This is a genomic window from Goekera deserti (assembly GCF_010685995.1).
In the GTDB taxonomy this organism is placed as follows: domain Bacteria; phylum Actinomycetota; class Actinomycetes; order Mycobacteriales; family Geodermatophilaceae; genus Goekera; species Goekera deserti.
Genome location: NZ_JAAGWK010000005.1, coordinates 124129 through 141791 on the forward strand (window position 1 = coordinate 124129; position 17663 = coordinate 141791).

The 17663-nt window shown below is 72.8% G+C and carries 15 protein-coding genes; all 15 read right to left on the reverse strand.

The annotated features are described in order from the left end of the window. Positions 1-5: 5 nt before the first annotated feature. Positions 6-1073, reverse strand: a complete 1068-nt coding sequence (locus G1H19_RS02110) for a polyprenyl synthetase family protein (RefSeq protein ID WP_152732151.1) — start codon at positions 1071-1073, stop codon at positions 6-8. Further along, positions 1073-2665: an NADH-quinone oxidoreductase subunit NuoN gene (gene nuoN / locus G1H19_RS02115; RefSeq protein ID WP_152732152.1), complete on the reverse strand. Its 1593-nt coding sequence runs from the start codon at positions 2663-2665 to the stop codon at positions 1073-1075. Before nuoN ends, G1H19_RS02110 begins: the two co-directional genes overlap by 1 nt. Continuing rightward, positions 2665-4215, reverse strand: a complete 1551-nt coding sequence (locus tag G1H19_RS02120) for an NADH-quinone oxidoreductase subunit M (protein ID WP_152732153.1) — start codon at positions 4213-4215, stop codon at positions 2665-2667. The genes nuoN and G1H19_RS02120 overlap by 1 nt, the downstream gene beginning before the upstream one ends. A gap of 58 nt (positions 4216-4273) precedes the next feature. Further along, a complete protein-coding gene (nuoL, locus tag G1H19_RS02125) occupies positions 4274-6178 on the reverse strand; it encodes an NADH-quinone oxidoreductase subunit L (RefSeq protein ID WP_174277985.1) in 1905 nt (634 codons plus the stop codon). Positions 6179-6251: 73 nt separating this feature from the next. Further along, complete coding sequence (gene nuoK / locus G1H19_RS02130; protein ID WP_152732154.1) at positions 6252-6551, reverse strand: NADH-quinone oxidoreductase subunit NuoK; 300 nt, start codon at positions 6549-6551, stop codon at positions 6252-6254. Further along, a complete protein-coding gene (locus tag G1H19_RS02135; protein ID WP_152732155.1) occupies positions 6548-7402 on the reverse strand; it encodes an NADH-quinone oxidoreductase subunit J in 855 nt (284 codons plus the stop codon). The genes nuoK and G1H19_RS02135 overlap by 4 nt, the downstream gene beginning before the upstream one ends. Then, on the reverse strand, positions 7399-8052 hold the full coding sequence (nuoI, locus tag G1H19_RS02140; RefSeq protein WP_152732156.1) for an NADH-quinone oxidoreductase subunit NuoI: 654 nt from the start codon (positions 8050-8052) through the stop codon (positions 7399-7401). The genes G1H19_RS02135 and nuoI overlap by 4 nt, the downstream gene beginning before the upstream one ends. Next, positions 8045-9556: an NADH-quinone oxidoreductase subunit NuoH gene (nuoH, locus tag G1H19_RS02145; protein ID WP_152732157.1), complete on the reverse strand. Its 1512-nt coding sequence runs from the start codon at positions 9554-9556 to the stop codon at positions 8045-8047. Before nuoH ends, nuoI begins: the two co-directional genes overlap by 8 nt. Further along, positions 9553-12066, reverse strand: a complete 2514-nt coding sequence (locus G1H19_RS02150; protein WP_152732158.1) for an NADH-quinone oxidoreductase subunit G — start codon at positions 12064-12066, stop codon at positions 9553-9555. The genes nuoH and G1H19_RS02150 overlap by 4 nt, the downstream gene beginning before the upstream one ends. Then, positions 12063-13391, reverse strand: coding sequence for an NADH-quinone oxidoreductase subunit NuoF (gene nuoF / locus G1H19_RS02155; RefSeq protein ID WP_152732159.1), 1329 nt, complete (start codon positions 13389-13391; stop codon positions 12063-12065). The genes G1H19_RS02150 and nuoF overlap by 4 nt, the downstream gene beginning before the upstream one ends. A 3-nt stretch (positions 13392-13394) precedes the next feature. Then, complete coding sequence (gene nuoE / locus G1H19_RS02160) at positions 13395-14444, reverse strand: NADH-quinone oxidoreductase subunit NuoE (RefSeq protein WP_152732160.1); 1050 nt, start codon at positions 14442-14444, stop codon at positions 13395-13397. Further along, entirely contained in the window at positions 14444-15766 is a 1323-nt protein-coding gene (locus G1H19_RS02165; RefSeq protein ID WP_152732161.1) for an NADH-quinone oxidoreductase subunit D, read from the reverse strand. The genes nuoE and G1H19_RS02165 overlap by 1 nt, the downstream gene beginning before the upstream one ends. 31 nt (positions 15767-15797) lie before the next feature. After that, a complete protein-coding gene (locus tag G1H19_RS02170) occupies positions 15798-16490 on the reverse strand; it encodes an NADH-quinone oxidoreductase subunit C (protein ID WP_162393667.1) in 693 nt (230 codons plus the stop codon). Then, on the reverse strand, positions 16487-17155 hold the full coding sequence (locus tag G1H19_RS02175) for a NuoB/complex I 20 kDa subunit family protein (protein ID WP_152732162.1): 669 nt from the start codon (positions 17153-17155) through the stop codon (positions 16487-16489). The genes G1H19_RS02170 and G1H19_RS02175 overlap by 4 nt, the downstream gene beginning before the upstream one ends. Before the next feature lie 91 nt (positions 17156-17246). After that, on the reverse strand, positions 17247-17609 hold the full coding sequence (locus tag G1H19_RS02180; RefSeq protein WP_407647201.1) for an NADH-quinone oxidoreductase subunit A: 363 nt from the start codon (positions 17607-17609) through the stop codon (positions 17247-17249). Between the last annotated feature and the right edge of the window lie 54 nt (positions 17610-17663).

Consider the following 17663-nt stretch of genomic DNA (forward strand, 5'->3'; position numbering starts at 1 on the left):
GGGCCTCAGGAGCTGCGGGTCACCACGTAGTCGCAGAGGGCCGAGAGCGCGTCGCGCACCTCGCCGTCGGGCAGGGCGGTGAGCCGGGCACGGGCTCGGCCGGCGTACTCCTCGAGCATCCGGGTGGCCCGGGCCAGCGATGCGGAACCGCGCAGCAGGGCGAGCGCCTCGGCGTGCTCGGCGTCGTCGGTGACGGGGCGGGCCACCAGCTCGCGCAGCCGGGCCTCGGCCGGGTCGGTGCCGGCCAGGGCCAGCAGCGCGGGCAGCGTGGCGATGCCCTCGCGCAGGTCGGTGCCCGGCGCCTTGCCCGACGTGCCGCCCTGGCTGACGATGTCCAGCAGGTCGTCGGACAGCTGGAAGGCGATGCCGACGTCCTCGCCGAACGCGGTGAGCTCCTCGACCAGTGCGGCCGGCGCGCCGGCGAACGAGGCGCCGAAGCGGGCCGAGGTGGCCACCAGCGAGCCGGTCTTGTCACCCAGCACGGCCAGGTAGTGCGCCACCGGGTCCTCACCCGGGGTGGCGCCGACGGTCTCCCGGATCTGGCCGGTGACCAGCCGCTCGAAGGTGCGCGCCTGGATGCGCACCGCCTCGGGGCCGAGGTCGGCCAGCAGGTCCGAGGCGCGGGCGAACAGGAAGTCCCCGGCCAGGATGGCGATGCTGTTGCCCCAGCGGCTGTTCGCGCTGGGCGCCCCGCGCCGCAGGTCGGCCTCGTCCATGACGTCGTCGTGGTAGAGCGTGGCCAGGTGGGTCAGCTCCACCACGACCGCGGCCGGCACCACGCCGGGGGCGTGCGGGTCACCGAGCTGCGCGGCCAGCAGGGTGAGCAGCGGGCGGAAGCGCTTGCCCCCGGCGAGCATCAGGTGCCCGGCGGCCTCGGTGACGAAGGCGTGCTCGCTGGTGACCGCCGACTCCAGCGCCGACTCGACCACGCCGAGGGCGTCGGACAGCGCGTCGCCGAGCTCACCGTCGGGCAGCCACGGGCCGATCGTGGAGGCCGGTGGGGCCGTCCGGTGCCACAGCTGCGTCGTGCCCTCGGTCGCGTCGTGCGCTGCCGCGGCGGCGTTCCCGGTCATCAAGCGCCGAAGATAGCCGCACGTTCGGCGAGCTCCAGCACCGCCCCGGGCACGACCCCGAGGACCAGCGTCGCCGACACGGTCACGGCCAGCACGATCGTCGTCGGCAGGCCGGGCACGCCGACCGTGGGGCCGTCCTCGGCCGGGTCGGAGAAGTACATCAGCACGACCAGCTTCAGGTAGTAGAACGCCGCGATGGCGCTGGCCACCAGGGCGACCACGACCAGCGGCCACGCGCCCTGCTCGATCGCCGCGCGGAACACGGTGAACTTGCCGATGAAGCCGCTGGTGAGCGGGATGCCGGCCAGGGCGAGCAGGAAGAGGGTCATGATGGCGGCGGTCAGCGGCGAGCGGCGGGCCAGCCCGGCCCACTGCGACAGGTGCGTCGCCTCGCCGTCCCCGTCGCGCACCAGGGTGACCACGGCGAAGACCCCGACGGTGCTGATGCCGTAGGCGAGCAGGTAGAACATCGTGGCCTGCAGCCCGGAGCCCGTGCCACCCGGCCCGAGGCCCAGCACACCGGTGAGCAGGAAGCCGGCGTGCGCGATCGAGGAGTAGGCCAGCATCCGCTTGACGTCGGTCTGGGTGAGCCCGAGCACCGCGCCCACCAGCATCGACACGATCGCGATGCCGTAGACCAGCGGCCGCCACGTCCACTCGCTGTCGCCGAAGGCCACGTAGAGCAGCCGCAGGATGGCCCCGAAGGCGGCGACCTTGGTGCACGCGGCCATGAAGGCGGTGACCGGGGTGGGGCTGCCCTGGTAGACGTCCGGCGTCCAGGTGTGGAAGGGGGCGACGCTGGCCTTGAACATCAGGCCGACGATCAGCAGGCCCAGGCCGATGACCGGCAGGGTCGAGGTGCTGTCCTCCAGCCCGGCGGCCCGGATGTCGGCCAGCTGCACGCTGCCGGTGGACCCGTAGACCAGCGCCAGGCCGTAGAGGAAGAACGCGGAGGCGAAGGCGCCCAGCAGGAAGTACTTGAGCGCCGCCTCCTGGGACAGCAGCCGGCGGCGGCGGGCCATCCCGGCCAGCAGGTACAGCGGCAGGCTGAGCACCTCGAGGGCGACGAACATGATCAGCAGGTCGTTCGCCGCGGTGAACAGCATCATCCCGGCGATGGCGAACGTCGCCAGCGGGTAGACCTCGGTCTGCACCCGCTGCGCGGTCATCAGCTCGCGGTCCCGGGCGCTGCCGGCCGGCACGGCCGCGGACGCCACGAAGGAGGAGCGGGCGGGGTCCAGCGACCGCTCGGCGAACAGCAGGATCGACAGCGCCCCGAGCCCGGCGATGGTCGCCTGCAGGAACAGCCCCGCCCCGTCGACGGCGAGCGCCTGCGCGGCGGTGACCTCCCGGGTCCCGGCGAGCAGCACGCAGGCCACCAGCGCGCCGAGCGTGCCGGCCAGCGCCACGGCGACCTGCACCGGGTGCCGCACGTTCCGCGGCGCGAAGGCCTCCACCAGCACGCCGACGGCGGCCGCGCCGAAGACGCACAGCAGCGGCGTGATGCCCGCGAGGGAGAAGTCCGGGGCGTTGATCGCGTCCACCGCGACCGTGTCGAACCGTGCCGTGTCGAGTACCGGGCTGGCGCCCATCAGTCCCCCGCTCCTGCCTCGGTGATGGCCGGCGTGGTGCCGGCGGGATCGGACCCGATGTCGCTCATGGTCGCGCTGACCGCGGGGTCGATCAGGTCCAGCAGCGGCTGCGGGTAGACCCCGAGGCCGATGACCAGCGCGATCAGCGGCGCCGCGACGACGAGCTCGCGGCGGTCCAGGTCGTGGAAGCGCCCCGGCTCCTCGGCGACCAGGCCCCGCTCGGGCCCGTGCATGGTGCGCTGCACCAGCAGCAGCACGTACAGCGCGGCCAGCACGATGCCGACGGTCGCGACGACCGTGAACGCCGGCCGGGTCGGGAAGGACCCGATGAGCACCAGGAACTCGCTGACGAAGCTGTTGGTGCCCGGCAGCGCCAGCGACGACAGGCCGGCGATCAGGAGCACCCCGGCCAGCACCGGCGCCCGCTTGGCCACCCCGCCGTACGCCGAGATCTCCCGCGTGCCGCCGCGGGCGATGAGCATCCCGATGGCCAGGAACAGCAGGCCGGTGCTGATCCCGTGGTTGACCATGTACAGCACCGCGCCGGTGCCGCCCTCGGTGCTGAAGGCGAAGATGCCGAGCGCGATGAACCCGAAGTGGGCGATCGACGTGTACGTGACCAGCCGTTTCAGGTCGCTCTGGCCCATCGCCAGCAGGGCCGCGTAGATGATGCCGATGACCGCCAGGGTCAGGATCCACGGCGCGAAGTCGCGGGCGGCGTCGGGGAACAGCGGCAGGCAGTAGCGCAGGAAGCCGAAGGTGCCGACCTTGTCCAGCACCCCGACGAGCAGCACGCCGCCGCCGATCGGGGCCTCGGCACCGGAGTCCGGCAGCCAGGTGTGGAACGGGAACAGCGGCGCCTTGATGGCGAAGGCCAGGAAGAAGCCGAGGAACAGCAGCTTCTGCACGTCGGTGTCGATCTCCAGCTGGCGCAGCGCGTCGAAGGCGAAGGTGCCCTCGCCGAGCTGGGAGTTGCTCACCACGTACAGGCCGATGACCGAGGCGAGCATGACCAGCCCGCCGAGCAGGCTGTAGAGGAAGAACTTCACCGCCGCGTACTGCCGGCGCGGGCCGCCGAAGCTCCCGATGATGAAGTACATCGGGACGAGCATCGCCTCGAAGAACACGTAGAACAGGAACACGTCGGTGGCGGCGAAGACGCCGACCATCATCGCCTCGAGCACCAGCAGCCAGGCGAAGTAGCCGCGCATCGAGCGGCGGCCGGCGGAGGTGTCGTCCCAGGACGCGACCACCACGACGGGCACCAGCACCCCGATGAGCAGCAGCATCACCAGCGCGATGCCGTCCACACCGAGGGCGAAGTCGACGCCGAAGCTCTCGATCCACGGCGTGCTGGTGGTCAGCTGGAACCGGTCGCCGCCGGTGTCGAAGGCGATCGTCGCGCCGGCGGCGAGCACCAGCACGGCCAGGCTCACCCCGAGGGTCAGCCCCCGGGCCAGCGGGTCGCGGCCGGCGGGCAGTGCGGCCACGACCGCACCACCGACCAGCGGCAGGGCGATCATGACGATCAGCCACGGGAAGTCGGTCATCGGGTCGCCTCCGCGGGCATCGTCGTCCGGGGTGCGGTCGTCGGGGTGGGCAGGGCGCTCACGAGGCCACCGCCAGCAGGGCCGCGGTCACGATGACGGCGCCACCGAGCATGCCGAGGGCATAGCTGCGCACGAAGCCGGTCTGCGCCCGCCCCAGCCGGGACGACGAGCCGCCCAGCCCGGCGGCGAGGCCGTTGACCGCGCCGTCGACGCCCCGGTTGTCCACCCACACCAGCGCGCGGGTGAGCCACATGCCGGGACGCATGAAGACCGACTCGTTGAGGGCGTCGGCGTACAGGTTGCGCCGGGCGGCGGTGACCACCGGCGACACCCGGGCGGGTGCGGTGACCGGCACCTCGCGGCGGCCGACCAGCAGCCACGCGGCGATCACGCCGACGGCCACGACCGCGGTGACCAGCACGCTGACCAGCAGCGGCGCGATCACGTGCTCGCGCTCGGCCTCCGGGCCGAACACCGGCTCCAGCCACTCGACCAGCGGGAAGGTCTGGGTGAGCAGGAAGCCGCCGGCGACCGACCCGACGGCCAGCACGATCATCGGCACGGTCATCACCGGCGGGGACTCGTGCGGGTGCACGCCGTCCTCCCAGCGGGGGGTGCCGAAGAAGGTCATGAACATCAGCCGGGTCATGTAGAACGCGGTCAGCCCGGCGCCCAGCACGGCGACCCCGCCGAGCAGCCAGCCCGAGGTGCCGCCCTTGTCGAAGGCGGCCTCGATGATCGCGTCCTTGGTCCAGTAGCCGGACAGGAACGGGAACCCGATCAGCGCCAGGTAGCCCAGGCCGAAGGTGACGAAGGTGGTCTTCATCTTCGTGGCCAGGCCGCCGAAGCGGCGCATGTCGACCTGGTCGCCCATCCCGTGCATCACCGAGCCCGCGCCCAGGAACAGCCCCGCCTTGAAGAAGCCGTGGGTGACCAGGTGCGCGATGCCGGCCGCGTAGCCCACCGGGCCGAGGCCGACGGCGAGGAACATGTAGCCGATCTGGCTGACCGTGGAGTAGGCCAGCACCTTCTTGATGTCGTCGTGGGCGCAGCCGATCACCGCACCGATCAGGATCGTCACCGCCCCGATCACCAGGACGACGGTCCGCGCGGTCTCGGTGGCGTCGTAGACCGGGGCGGACCGGGCGATCAGGTACACCCCGGCGGTGACCATGGTGGCCGCGTGGATCAGCGCCGAAACCGGGGTCGGGCCCTCCATGGCGTCGGGCAGCCAGGCCTGCAGCGGGAACTGGCCGCTCTTGCCGCAGGCGCCCAGCAGCAGGAGCAGGCCGATGGCGGTGACGGTGCCGCCGGCCAGCAGGCCGACCGAGCCGAACACGTCCTCGTAGGACGTGGTGCCCAGCTGGGCGAACATCACGAAGATCGCGATCGCCAGCCCGACGTCGCCGACCCGGTTCATGATGAACGCCTTCTTGGCCGCGGTGGCGGCCGACGGGCGGGTGTACCAGAACGCGATGAGCAGGTAGGACGCCAGGCCGACGCCCTCCCAGCCGACGTAGAGCGCGACGTAGGAGTTGCCCAGGACCAGCACCAGCATCGCGGCGACGAACAGGTTCAGGTAGGCGAAGAACCGGCGGCGGCCGGGGTCGTGCGCCATGTAGCCGATCGAGTAGACGTGGATCAGCGTGCCGACGCCGGTGATGAGCAGCAGGAACACCGCCGACAGCGGGTCGACGAGCAGCCCGGCCCGGACGTCGAGGGAGCCGCTGTCGATGAAGGTGAACAGGTCCACCGTCACCGACTCCTCGGCCAGCCCGGCGAGCTGCACCACCGACAGCACGCCGAGGACGAAGGACGCGGCGACCAGCCCGGTGGCCAGCAGGTGGCCCCAGCGGTCGGTGCGGCGGCCGCCGAGCAGGAGCACGGCGGCGCCCAGCAGCGGCAGCGCGATCAGCAGCCAGGACGCGGAGAGCAGCCCGGTCGCGGGCAGCGTCTCAGGCATGGTCGTATCCCAGCACGGGGCAGCTCCGTCTCGCCGTCGTCAGCGGGTGGTGGTGTGGGGGGGGTGGCGCGGGTCAGTACTTGAGCAGGTTGGCGTCGTCGACGGAGGCCGACCGGCGGGTGCGGTAGATCGACATGATGATCGCCAGGCCGACGACCACCTCGGCCGCGGCGACCACCATCACGAAGAAGGCGATGATCTGGCCGTCGATCGTCCCGGTGGCCCGGGCGAAGGTGACCAGCGTCAGGTTGACCGAGTTGAGCATCAGCTCGATGCACATGAAGACGACGATCGCGTTGCGGCGCACCAGCACGCCGATGGCACCGATCGTGAACAGGACGGCGGCGAGCACCAGGTAGTTGGTCAGCGTCATCGCGGCGTCTCCCCCCGCTGCTGGCCAGTGCCCGACGTGCTGCCCAGCGAGGCGTCGGAGTCCTCGATGGCCCGGCCCCGCGGACCGGTCTCCGACAGCCCGGGGCGGGGCATCTCGTCGACGTCCTGCGGCTCGACGCCGGTGGCGAAGCTGCTCTCGGCGATGCCACCGTCGGGCAGCCGGCCCGGGGCGGCGATGGAGTTGGCCCGGGCGTAGACGCCCGGTCCGGGCAGCGTCTGCGGCCGCTCGGTGAGGAAGCGGGCCCGGGACAGCTCGCGCTGGGTCTGCCGGCTGCCGGGCTCGCGCTCGATGTGGGCCAGCACCATCGCGCCCACCGCCGCGGTGATCAGCAGGGCACTGGTCACCTCGAAGGCGAGCAGGTAGTCGGTGAACAGCGAGCGGGCGATGGCCGGCACGTTGCCGTCGGTGCCCTGCACGCCCTCCAGGCCGGTGACCACCAGACCCTCGGTGGCCCGGGCGATGCCCGCGCCGACCAGGCCGGCGAACCCCACGCCGAGCACGATCGCGGCCAGCCGCTGGCCGCGCAGCGTCTCGACCACGGAGTCCGCGGAGTCCCGGCCGACCAGCATCAGCACGAACAGGAAGAGGATCATGATCGCGCCGGTGTAGACGATGATCTGCACGGCACCCAGGAACGGCGCCTGCTGGATCACGTAGAACACCCCGAGCGCCAGCATGCTGTTCACCAGGAACAGCGCCGAGTGCACGGCGTTGCGGCTGAACACCATGCCCAGCGCGCCGGCGAGCGCGACCGGGGCGAGCAGCCAGAAGGCCACCGTCTCCCCCGTGCCGATCTGCGCCCCGCCGGCGGCGGCGGCGAGCACGGTCATGCCCGGCCGCCCACGGGGGTGGCGCCGGCCGCCGGCGGTGCGTCCAGGGCGGGCGCGGCCGGGCGGGCCGGCCGCGGGGCGTAGTAGTCGGCGTCGTCCCCGAGCCGCATCGGGTGCGGGGGCTGCTCCATGCCGGGCAGCAGCGGCGCCATCAGCTGCTCCTTGGTGAAGATCAGGTCCTGCCGGTTGTCGTCGGCCAGCTCGAAGTCGTTGCTCATGGTCAGCGACCGGGTCGGGCAGGCCTCGATGCACAACCCGCAGAAGATGCAGCGCAGGTAGTTGATCTGGTAGACGCGGCCGTAGCGCTCACCCGGTGAGAACCGCTGCTCGTCGGTGTTGTCCCCGCCCTCGACGTAGATCGCGTCGGCCGGGCAGGCCCAGGCGCACAGCTCGCAGCCCACGCACTTCTCCAGCCCGTCGGGGTGCCGGTTCAGCACGTGCCGGCCGTGGTAGCGCGGCTTGGTCACCTTGGCGACCTCGGGGTACTCCTCGGTGGTCACCTTCTTGAACATCGTCGAGAAGGTGATGCCGAAGCCCTGCAGCGGCGCCGGCAGCAGGCTGGGGCGCTGCGGCTTCACCGGCGCCCGGTCCGCGCCGGCCGGCCGGGCGACCTGCCCGTCGCCACGGCGGGCGGGGGTCTGGTCAGGCATCGTCGTCCTCTCGGTCGGGGGTGGTCGGGGTGCTGTCGGCGGCGGTGGCGCCACCGGGGCGGCCGCGCCGGCCGCTGGCCACCACACCGGCGGCGGCACCGACCGGCTCCTTGCTGCGCAGCCGGGGCGACGGCGGCACCACGAGGTCCATCGGCGGCACCGGGAACCCGCCCGCGGAGCGGCTGGGCCCACCGGCCTGGGCCGGGCGGCGGCGCGGGCCGGCGGCCGGCAGCACCTCCGGCTCGGGCTCGGTGGCCCGGGTGGCCCCGGCCGCGGCCTTGAGCGCGGCGACCCGGGTGGCCCGGTTGCGGCGGCGCGAGGCGATCAGCAGCCCGGCGATGAGCACCGCGGCGATCGGCACCCCGATGTAGAAGGCGACCTCACCGGAGTCCAGGTCCGCCTCGCGGCCGACGGTGCGCATGGTGGCGACGACGAGGATCCAGACCAGCGCCGTGGGCACCAGCACCTTCCAGCCGAAGCTCATGAACTGGTCGTAGCGCATGCGGGGCAGCGTGCCGCGCAGCCAGACGAACACGAACAGGGCGAGCACGACCTTGGCCGTCCACCACAGCAGCGGCCACCAGCCGGTGTTCGCGCCGTCCCAGATCGAGATCGGCCACGGCGCCCGCCAGCCGCCGAGGAACAGCGTCGCGGCCAGCGCCGAGACGGTGACCATGTTGATGTACTCGGCCAGGAAGAACAGCGCGAACTTCAGCGACGAGTACTCGGTGTGGAACCCGCCGACCAGCTCGCTCTCGGCCTCGGGCAGGTCGAACGGCGCCCGGTTGGTCTCCCCGACCACCGCGATCACGTAGATGACGAAGGAGACCGGCAGCAGGACGGCGAACCAGCTCGGCCCCTGGGTCTCGAAGCCGAAGAAGGAGACCTGGTTGCCACCGGCCTGGGCGGCGACGATCTCCGAGGTGGACATGGAGCCCGCGTAGAGGAACACCGCCACGATGGACAGGCCCATGGCGATCTCGTAGCTGACCATCTGCGCGGCACTGCGCAGGCTGCCCAGCAGCGGGTAGGTGGAGCCGGAGGCCCAGCCGCCGAGCACGATCCCGTAGATGCCCATGGCCGAGCAGGCCAGCACGATGAGCACCCCGATCGGGGCGTCGGTGAGCTGCAGCGGGGTGCGCTCGCCGAAGATGCTGACCGTCGGCCCCAGCGGGATCACCGAGAACGCGAGGAACGCCGGGACGGTGGCCAGCACCGGGGCCAGGAAGTACACCGGCCGGTCGGCCAGCGCCGGCATGATGTCCTCCTTCAGCGCCAGCTTCAGGCCGTCGGCCAGGCTCTGCAGGGAGCCGCGCGGGCCCACCCGGTTGGGGCCGATCCGCTGCTGCATCCGGGCGACGACCTTGCGCTCGAAGATGATCGCGAACAGCGTCAGCAGGACGAGGATCCCGAAGACACCGACGATCTTGATGAGCACGATCCACCAGACGTCGGTGCCGAAGTCCTCCAGCGTGGGCTGGTCGGCACTCGCGAGCAGGCTCATGCGGGCTCTCCGGTCAGGTCGGACACGGCGGTGGCACCGGTGCGGGCGTCGATCGGGACGGCGGCGGACACCCGGACGACGCTGCCGGGACCCGCCCCCAGGGCGGTGCGCACGGCACTGCCCGGTGACCGCATCGGCAGCCACACGACCCGGTCGGCCATGTCGACCACCAGGGCGGGCAGCGTGATCGCCCCGGCCGGGCCGGTGACGGTGACCGGGTCGCCGGTGCCGACGCCGGTGCGCGCGGCCAGCTCCCGGCCGAGCCGGGCCACCGCGGGGCGGGCGGTGCCGGCCATGGCCGGCTCCTCGCGCTGCAGCGTGCCGTCGTCGAGCAGCTGGCGCCAGGACGCCAGCACGACCTCGTCGTCCTGCAGCGTCCGCGGGGCGGGCGGCGGCACGTCGAGGCCCTGGACGTGGCCGATCCGGCCGGCGCCGCCGAGCGCGATGAGCTCGCTGCGGGCGGCGTCGACCCCGGGCAGGCCGAGGTCGACGTCCATCGCGTCGGCGAGGCCGTGCAGCACCCGGGCGTCCGGCAGCTGGCCGGTGCCGTGCAGGGTGGCGTCAAAGGGGCGTACCCGGCCCTCCCAGTCGAGGTAGCTGCCGGCCTTCTCCGGGGCCGCGGCCACCGGCAGGACGACGTCGGCGTGCGCGGTGACCGCGCTGGGCAGCAGCTCCAGGCTGACCACGAAGCCGGCCGCGGACAGCGCCTGCTCGGCCAGCAGCGGGTCGGGCAGGTCGGCGGGGTCGACGCCGCCGACGAGCAGCCCGGCGAGGCGGCCGTCGCGGGTGGCGGTGAGGATGCCGGTGAGGTCCAGGCCCGGGGTGGCCGGCACCTCGGCGCCCCACAGCCGGCCGACCTCCGCGCGGGCGGCGGGGTCGAGCACCGAGCGGCCGCCGGGCAGCATGGTGGGCAGCGCGCCGACCTCGACCGCCCCGCGCTCGCCGGCCCGCCGCGGCACCCAGGCCAGCCGGACGCCGGTCTGGTGGGCCAGCCCGGTGAGCGCGGAGAACGCCCCCGGCACCTCGGCCAGCCGCTCGCCGGCCAGCACGATCGCGCCGGGCATCCGCACCGCGGCGACGGCGTCCGGGTCGCCGGTGCCGTTGGCCAGGCCGGCCAGCACCAGCGCCTCCTCGCCCGGGGCCGCGGCCAGCACGGTCGCGCTGAGCTTGCCGGCCGCGCGGGTGACGAACGGGGCGATGTCGAACACCGGCAGCCCGCGGGCGCGAGTGGCCTTGCGCAGCCGGAGGAAGACGATCGGCGACTCCTCCTCGGGCTCGAAGCCGACCAGCACCACGGCGGGGGCGGCGTCCAGCTCCTCGTAGGTGACCGCGCCGGCGCCGGGCGCGGAGCCCGCGACGTGCGCGGCCAGGAAGGCCTGCTCCTCGTCGGAGTGGGCCCGCGCGCGGGCGTCGACGTCGTTGGTGCCCAGCACCACCCGGGCGAACTTGGCGTAGGCGTACGCGTCCTCGACGGTCAGCCGGCCGCCGGGCAGCACGCCGACGCCCCCGGCGTCGGCGGCCGCGGCGAGGCCCCGCGCGGCGGCGGCCCAGGCCTCGGGCCAGGACGCCGGCTGCAGCACGCCGTCCCGGCGCACCAGCGGCGTGGTGAGCCGCTCGTTGGAGGCGGCGTAGCGGAACGCGAAGCGCCCCTTGTCGCAGTTCCACTCCTCGTTGACCTCGGCGTCCTCACCGGCGAGCCGGCGCATCACGGTGCCGCGCCGGTAGTCGGTGCGCTGGGCGCAGCCCGAGGCGCAGTGCTCGCAGACGCTGGGCTCGCTGCGCAGGTCGAAGGGCCGGGAGCGGAAGCGGTAGGCGGCGCTGGTCAGCGCTCCGACCGGGCAGATCTGCACCGTGTTGCCCGAGAAGTAGCTCTCGAACGGCTCGTCGGTGTAGATCGCCACCTGCTGCAGCGCGCCACGCTCGAACAGGTCGACGAACGGGTCGCCGGCGATCTGCTGGGAGAACCGGGTGCAGCGGGCGCAGAGCACGCAGCGCTCGCGGTCCAGCAGCACCTGCGAGCTGATCGGCATCGGCTTGGGGTAGGTGCGCTTGACGTCGACGAAGCGGCTCTCGGTGCGGCCGCTGCTCATCGCCTGGTTCTGCAGCGGGCACTCCCCGCCCTTGTCGCACACCGGGCAGTCCAGCGGGTGGTTGACCAGCAGCAGCTCCATCGTGCCCTGCTGCGCCTTGTCGGCGACCTCGCTGGTGAGCTGCGTCCTGACCACCATGTCCGGGGTGACCGGGACGGTGCAGGAGGCCACCGGCTTGCGCTGGCCCTCCACCTCGACCAGGCACTGCCGGCAGGCGCCCACCGGTTCCAGCAGCGGGTGGTCGCAGAACCGGGGCACCTGGACGCCGATCTGCTCGGCGGCCCGGATGATCAGCGTGCCCTTCGGCACCTCGACGGTGAACCCGTCGACGGTGCAGCGGACGTGGCCCTCGGCCGGCGGGGGCAGCTCCGGCGGGCCGTCAGCGCCGGTGCCGGGCGGTGCGGGCTGGGTGGTGGTCATGCCATGGCTCCCACGGGCTCGAGCTTCAGCGTGCGGCCGAGCCGGTCCCGCTCGTCGGCGGGCAGCAGGGCCACGTAGTCGTCCTTGAAGTACTTCAGCGAGCTGGCGATGCAGCTGGTGGCACCGTCGCCGAGCGCGCAGAAGGAGCGGCCGAGGATGTTGTCGCAGGTGTCCAGCAGCAGGTCCAGGTCGCGGGCGGTGCCACGGCCGTCCACCAGCCGCTGCAGGATCTGGACCAGCCAGTAGGTGCCCTCCCGGCACGGGGTGCACTTGCCGCAGCTCTCGTGGGCGTAGAACTGGGTGAACCGCAGGGTGGCCTCGACGATCGAGTCGGTCTCGTCGAAGACCATCAGCGCGGTGGTGCCCAGCATGGAGCCGGCCGCCGCCACCGAGTCGAAGTCCAGCGGGACGTCGAGGTGCTCGGCGGTGAAGTACGGCGTGGAGCTGCCGCCCGGCGTCCAGAACTTGAGCTGGTGGCCCGGGCGCACCCCGCCGGCCATCTCCAGCAGCTCGTTCATCGTGGTGCCCATCGGTGCCTCGTACTGGCCGGGGCGCACGACCCGGCCGGACAGCGAGTAGATCTTCGGGCCGGGCGACTTCTCCGGGCCGAACGCCTTGAACCACGCCGCCCCGCCCCGGACGACGAACGGCACGCTGGCCAGGGTCTCCACGTTGTTGACCACCGTGGGCGAGCCGTACAGCCCGGCGACGGCGGGGAAGGGCGGCTTGAGCCGCGGCTGGCCGCGGTGGCCCTCCAGGGAGTCCAGCAGCGCGGTCTCCTCGCCGCAGATGTAGGCCCCCGCCCCGGCGTGCACCACCACCTCCAGGTCGTAGCCCGAGCCGAGCACGTCGGTGCCGAGGTAGCCGGCGGCGTAGGCCTCCTCGACGGCGGCGACCAGCCGGCGGTGGGCGTGCACGGCCTCGCCGCGGACGTAGATGACCGCGAAGTGCGAGCGGATGGCGTAGGCGGCGATGGCCACGCCCTCCACCAGCGAGTGCGGGTCGGCCATCATCAGCGGGATGTCCTTGCAGGTGCCCGGCTCGCCCTCGTCGGCGTTGACCACCAGGTACTTGGGCTTGGCCGCCGGCCCGGTGGGGGTCTCCCCCGGCTTGGGCTGCGGGATGAAGCTCCACTTCATCCCGGTGGGGAAGCCGGCGCCGCCGCGACCGCGCAGGCCGGAGTCCTTGACCATGGTGACGAGCTCGTCGGGGGTCATCTGCAGCGCGCGGCGCAGGCCGACGTAGCCCTCGGTGGCCTCGTAGGCGGCCAGCGTCCAGGACCGCTCGACGGCGTAGCGCTCGGTGAGCACGGGGGTGAGCGGCATGGCTCAGACCTCTCTCTGGGCGGTCGGTGGGCTCGGGCTGGTCGAGGGGGCGGGACCCTCTCCGGATCCGGACTGCGCGGGGGTGGCCGGGGTGTCCGTGCCGGTGGCGCGCGTGCCGGTGCGCCGGCGGGACGGGCCCTTCCGGTCGGGGTCGGCCGTCTTCGCCCCGGCACGCTCGGCCGGGTTGCCGGCCGCCGCGACGCGGGCGTCGGAGGCCTCCTTCTCCGGTGCCTGGCCGGTCCGACCGGTGGGCCGGGTGGCGGCGCGCGGCTCGTCGACGTCCGGTGTCGGCGCGGGGGCCGGGGCCTGCATCGGCGGGGCGGCCTCCCCGCGCTCCTCGGCCAGCCGGACGCCGACCAGCGTGGGCACCCCGGCGGACGGACCGTCGACGGCGGCCCGGGCGGCCTCGGCGTCGGCGTGCTGGGAGAAGCCGGCCAGCTGGCGGGAGACGCCGCGGAAGTCGGTCAGGGGCGCGCCCCGGGTGGGCAGCGGCTTCTCCCCGCGGCGCAGCGCCGCGACGAGCTCCCGGGTGCTCTCGACGTCCTGCTGGTCGTAGAACTCGTAGTCGACGGTGACCACCGGCGCGTAGTCGCAGGCCGCCAGGCACTCGGCGTGCTCCAGGGTGATGGAGCCGTCGGCGGTGGTCTGGTCGTGGCCGACGCCGAGGTCGGCCTTGACCGCCTCGAAGATCCGCTGGCCGCCGAGCACGTTGCACAGCGTGTTGGTGCAGACGCTGACGATGTGCCGGCCGGTGGGGCTGCGCTTGTACATCGTGTAGAACGTCGCGACCGCGCCTACCTCGGCCTTGGTCAGCCCCAGCTCCTCGGCGCACAGCGCGACGCCCTCGGGCGAGACGTAGCCCTGCACCGACTGCACCAGGTGCAGCATCGGCAGCAGCGCCGAGCGGGCCTGCGGGTAGCGGGCCATCAGCTCCCGGCACTCGAGCCGGGTCTGCTCGGTCAGCGGCGGCAGGTCGGCCGCGACCGGCTCGACCGGCGAGGAGTCCAGGCCGGTGACGGCCGTGCCCTCGGTGGATCCAGGAAGCGCGCTCATCAGCGGTCCACTCCCCCCATGACGGGGTCGATCGACGCCACGGCGGCGATGACGTCGGCGATCATGCCGCCCTCGCTCATCGCCGCGGTGGCCTGCAGGTTGACGAAGCTGGGGTCGCGCACGTGGCAGCGGAACGGGCGGGTGCCGCCGTCGCTGACCATGTGGAAGCCGAGCTCGCCGCGCGGGCTCTCGATCGCCGAGTACACCTGCCCGGCCGGCACCCGGAAGCCCTCGGTGACCAGCTTGAAGTGGTGGATCAGGGCCTCCATCGACTGGCCCATGATGTGCTGCACGTGCTCCAGGGAGTTGCCCATGCCGTCGGAGCCGAGCGACAGCTGCGCCGGCCAGGCGATCTTCTTGTCCTCGACCATCACCGGGCCCGGCTCCAGGCGGTCCAGGGCCTGCTCGATGATCTTCAGCGACTCGGTCACCTCGGCCATCCGCACCAGGTAGCGGCCCCACGCGTCGCAGGTGTCGGCGGTGGGCACCTCGAAGTCGTAGTCCTCGTAGCCGAGGTAGGGCTCGACCTTGCGCAGGTCCCACGGCAGGCCCGCGGCCCGCAGGATCGGCCCGGTCACGCCGAGCGCGATGCAGCCGGTGACGTCGAGGTACCCGGCGTCCTTGAGCCGGCGCTGCCAGATCGGCTGGCCGGTGAGCAGCTTGTGGAAGTCCTGCGCGCGGGCCGGCATGACGTCGAGGAAGTCGCGGATGCGGCCCTCCACGCCCTCGGGCAGGTCCTGGGCCAGGCCGCCGGGGCGGATGTAGGCGTGGTTCATCCGCAGGCCGGTGATCTCCTCGAGCAGGTCGAGGATCATCTCCCGCTCGCGGAAGCCGTTGGTCATGCCGGTGAGGGCGCCCATCTCCATGCCGAAGGTGGCCAGCCCCACCAGGTGCGAGGCGATCCGGTTGAGCTCCATCACGAGCACCCGGATGGTCTGCGCCCGCTGCGGGGCCTCGATGCCCAGCAGCTTCTCCACGGCCAGGCAGTAGCCGGCCTCGTTGTACAGCGGGGCCAGGTAGTCCATCCGCGTGACGAAGGTGGTGCCCTGCGTCCAGGTGCGGTACTCGATGTTCTTCTCGATGCCGGTGTGCAGGTAGCCGATCACCACCCGCGCCTTGGTCACCGTCTCGCCCTCGAGGTCGAGGACCAGGCGCAGCACCCCGTGCGTCGAGGGGTGCTGCGGGCCCATGTTGACCACGAGCCGTTCCTCGCCGAGCTGGTCACCGCCGAAGGTCTGGTCCCAGTCGCCGCCGGTGACGGTGTAGACGCGACCCTCGGTGGTCTGCCGTGAGCCGGCGTACGGGTCGAACGTGGTGCTCATGAGCTGCTCCCGCTGGTCTCGCGGTCGGCGGTCACCGGTAGCTCCGCCGCTGGTCCGGGGGTGGGATCTGGGCGTCGTGGTACTCGACCGGCACGCCGCCCAGCGGGTAGTCCTTGCGCTGCGGGTGCCCGTCCCAGTCGTCGGGCATGAGGATCCGGGTGAGCGCCGGGTGACCGTCGAAGACGATCCCGAACATGTCCCAGGTCTCCCGCTCGTGCCAGTCCGCGGTCGGGTACACGCCGGTGACCGAGGGCAGGTGCGGGTCCTCGGCGCTGACCGCCACCTCCAGCCGCACGCGACGGCGGTAGGTCATCGACGTCAGGTGCAGCACCACGTGCAGCCGGAGCACCTCGGAGACGTCCGGGCCGCCGCTGTCCAGGTAGTCGACGCCGGAGACGCTGCTGCACAGCTCGAAGCGCAGCGCCTCGTCGTCGCGCAGCGCCTGCACGATCGTCAGCAGGTGCTCGCGCAGCACGAAGTAGGTGATCTCCCCGCGGTCCACCACCACCCGCGGGACGGCGGCCGCGTAGGTGGCTGGCCCGACGGCCTCGATCAGCGCGTCGGTGACCTCGTCGAACCAGCCGCCGTAGGGCCGCTCGCTGCTGTGCAGGGCGACGGCACCCCCGGGCTCGACACGCACCAGCCCGCCGAAGCCCGAGGTGTCCCCGCTGCCCGAGACGCCGAACGCCCCGCGCTTGAAGCCACCCGCCGCGCCCCCGGTCACGGCCGCGCCTCCGGCAGCCGGACGGCGGCGCCGTCACGCTGCTCGATGGCGAACTGGCCGGTGCGCCCGGCGGCCGCGGCCCGCTCGTAGGCCTCCCGGCTCTCCTTGTGCGCGCGCACCGACGACGGCATCGCCACGTGCAGCTCCTTCGCCGTCCCGTCCGCGCGGGCCGCGGCCAGGGCTGCCGCGCGCTTGGGACCGAGTGGCTCGTGCTGGATCTTGTGGTGCAGCTTGAGGATCGCGTCCATCAGCATCTCCGGCCGCGGCGGGCAGCCGGGCAGGTACATGTCCACCGGCACGATGTGGTCGACGCCCTGGACGATCGCGTAGTTGTTGAACATCCCGCCGGAGCTGGCGCAGACACCCATCGCCAGCACCCAGCGCGGCTCGGGCATCTGGTCGTAGATCTGCCGCACGACCGGCGCCATCTTCTGGCTCACCCGGCCGGCCACGATCATCAGGTCGGCCTGGCGCGGGGAGGGCCGGAACACCTCCATGCCGAAGCGGGCCAGGTCGTAACGGCCGGCACCGGAGGCCATCATCTCGATCGCGCAGCACGCCAGGCCGAACGTCGCCGGCCACAGCGAGGACTTGCGGGTCCAGTTGACGACCTTCTCCACGCTGGTCAGCAGGATGCCGCTGGGGATCTTCTCTTCCAGGCCCATGCTCAGCCCCTCCGGTCGGTGGTGGTCACGCTTCCCGTACAGAGAGCGTGGAGCTCTCTGCGCAGGAGGGGTGCGGGTGCCGGGCGGCGGGTCAGTCCCACTCCAGGCCCCCGCGGCGCCAGACGTAGGCGTAGGCGATGAAGACCGTGGCGATGAAGACCGCCATCTCGACCAGGCCGAAGACGCCGAGCGCCTCGTTGCTGACCGCCCACGGGTAGAGGAAGACGATCTCGATGTCGAAGACGATGAAGAGCATCGCGGTCAGGTAGAACTTCACCGGGAAGCGGCCGCCGGTCAGCGGCTGGTCGACCGGCTCGATGCCGCACTCGTAGGCCTCGAGCTTGGCCTGGTTGTAGCGCCGCGGGCCGACGTACGGGGCGGCCGCCACGGAGAACAGGGCGAACGCCGCGGCCAGCACGAAGAGCCCGACGAACGGCATGTAGTTGGACAACATCGACGGCTCCCCCGGCGCACCGCGCCCCACTCGACCAGCTTGTGAAGTAATTCA

Excerpts from the sequence above, each read along its gene's own strand:
- G1H19_RS02150 (WP_152732158.1), bottom strand. The coding sequence starts at position 12,066 with ATGACCACCACCCAGCCCGCACCGCCCGGCACCGGCGCTGACGGCCCG.
- nuoI (WP_152732156.1), bottom strand. The coding sequence starts at position 8,052 with ATGCCTGACCAGACCCCCGCCCGCCGTGGCGACGGGCAGGTCGCCCGG.
- G1H19_RS02120 (WP_152732153.1), bottom strand. The coding sequence starts at position 4,215 with ATGACCGACTTCCCGTGGCTGATCGTCATGATCGCCCTGCCGCTGGTC.
- G1H19_RS02175 (WP_152732162.1), bottom strand. The coding sequence starts at position 17,155 with ATGGGCCTGGAAGAGAAGATCCCCAGCGGCATCCTGCTGACCAGCGTG.
- G1H19_RS02165 (WP_152732161.1), bottom strand. The coding sequence starts at position 15,766 with ATGAGCACCACGTTCGACCCGTACGCCGGCTCACGGCAGACCACCGAG.
- nuoL (WP_174277985.1), bottom strand. The coding sequence starts at position 6,178 with ATGCCTGAGACGCTGCCCGCGACCGGGCTGCTCTCCGCGTCCTGGCTG.
- G1H19_RS02180 (WP_407647201.1), bottom strand. The coding sequence starts at position 17,609 with ATGTTGTCCAACTACATGCCGTTCGTCGGGCTCTTCGTGCTGGCCGCG.
- nuoK (WP_152732154.1), bottom strand. The coding sequence starts at position 6,551 with ATGACGCTGACCAACTACCTGGTGCTCGCCGCCGTCCTGTTCACGATC.
- G1H19_RS02135 (WP_152732155.1), bottom strand. The coding sequence starts at position 7,402 with ATGACCGTGCTCGCCGCCGCCGCCGGCGGGGCGCAGATCGGCACGGGG.
- nuoF (WP_152732159.1), bottom strand. The coding sequence starts at position 13,391 with ATGCCGCTCACCCCCGTGCTCACCGAGCGCTACGCCGTCGAGCGGTCC.
- nuoE (WP_152732160.1), bottom strand. The coding sequence starts at position 14,444 with ATGAGCGCGCTTCCTGGATCCACCGAGGGCACGGCCGTCACCGGCCTG.
- G1H19_RS02110 (WP_152732151.1), bottom strand. The coding sequence starts at position 1,073 with ATGACCGGGAACGCCGCCGCGGCAGCGCACGACGCGACCGAGGGCACG.
- nuoN (WP_152732152.1), bottom strand. The coding sequence starts at position 2,665 with ATGGGCGCCAGCCCGGTACTCGACACGGCACGGTTCGACACGGTCGCG.
- nuoH (WP_152732157.1), bottom strand. The coding sequence starts at position 9,556 with ATGAGCCTGCTCGCGAGTGCCGACCAGCCCACGCTGGAGGACTTCGGC.